Here is an 892-nt window from a genome sequence, read left to right as displayed (position 1 = left end):
AGACTCGGTGTATAGAAAGACCCTAAAACTAGGAACAACGGAAATTAGGAACGAAGTAACCCTTATAAATCTCTTAAGATAGGTCGAATCTTAAGTAGTAACCAGCACAAGGTTTATAAGGAAAGGATGATTCAAGAAGCAAATGCCTGTTTGTAATGAACAGGATATGCAGACGTGAATCCGGTTACATGGACTGAATAGCTGTTAGTAGCAATTCAAATGTTATGGACACGGTAGAACCGATGTATGAATGGAAGAACATCAATTGGCGGAAAGTTGAAAGATGCGTCTTTAAGTTGCAAAAACGAATATTCAGAGCCAGCCAACGGGGTAATGTCAAATTAGTCCACAAGTTACAACGGCTACTCCAAAATTCATGGTACGGAAAATTATTAGCTGTACGACGGGTAACGCAAGATAACCAAGGTAAGAAAACCGCAGGTGTTGACGGTATAAAATCCCTAGCACCTAAAGAAAGAATTACCTTAATTTCCCAACTCAAATTAGGAAACAAATCGAAACCTACCCGTAGAGTTTGGATACCCAAACCAGGGACAGAAGAAAAGCGACCATTAGGAATTCCGACGATGCATGAACCTGCTTTACAAGCATTAGTAAAACTAGCAATGGAACCCGAGTGGGAAGCCCGTTTTGAACCCAACAGTTATGGATTCCGACCAGGACGTTCTACCCATGATGCAATCGAAGCAATCTTTACAGCAATCAAACAAAAATCAAAATTTGTTCTGGATGCCGATATAGCCAAATGCTTTGACAAAATCAATCATGAAAAACTTTTGGCAAAACTCCAAACCTACCCCAAGTTGAGACGACAAATCAAAACTTGGTTAAAATCAGGAGTCATGGATGACAAAACCCTATTCCCTACCAA

At 40.0% G+C, this 892-nt stretch carries 1 protein-coding gene; it reads left to right on the top strand.

Features of this window, described 5'->3' with window-relative positions:
- Positions 1-224 precede the first annotated feature (224 nt).
- The coding region (locus tag MiSe_RS49325; RefSeq protein WP_226594904.1) for a reverse transcriptase N-terminal domain-containing protein at positions 225-892 on the top strand (668 nt) is incomplete at its 3' end.

The organism is Microseira wollei NIES-4236, from assembly GCF_020521235.1.
GTDB classification, from domain to species: domain Bacteria; phylum Cyanobacteriota; class Cyanobacteriia; order Cyanobacteriales; family Aerosakkonemataceae; genus Microseira; species Microseira wollei.
The sequence above is the reverse complement of the archived record's forward strand: the minus strand, read 5'-3'. Positions and strand labels throughout refer to the sequence as shown.